This is a genomic window from Peribacillus sp. SIMBA_075, from assembly GCF_046534585.1.
Genome location: NZ_JAWRYN010000187.1, coordinates 1 through 379, shown reverse-complemented (window position 1 = coordinate 379; position 379 = coordinate 1). Strand labels below are relative to the sequence as shown.

Here is a 379-nt window from a genome sequence, read left to right as displayed (position 1 = left end):
AATATCAGTACCTTCACGCTTTACATCTGCTTTGCCAATTGGCAAAACGTAGTCATGATCAGGAACTTCACCTTTAATCAGGCGATACAAACGCTTATGCTCGAAAAAGAGCACTGGATCTTCATCGCGAATGGCTGCTTTCAGAAGGCCCTTTGCATCATACGGGGTGGACGGAGCCACCACTTTCAAGCCTGGAATATTGGTAAACATCGCTTCCACTGATTGAGAGTGGTAGAGTGCGCCGTGAACTCCTCCCCCGAACGGAGCACGAATCGTGATCGGGCAATTCCAATCATTATTTGAGCGATAGCGCATTTTTGCGGCTTCACTGACGATCTGATTGACTGCTGGCATAATAAAGTCGGCAAATTGGATCTCG

General features: G+C 47.5%; 1 protein-coding gene. It reads right to left on the bottom strand.

The features are described from left to right. A partial coding sequence (locus SB775_RS27750) for an alpha-ketoacid dehydrogenase subunit beta (protein WP_410864358.1) occupies positions 1-379 on the bottom strand: 379 nt, incomplete at both ends.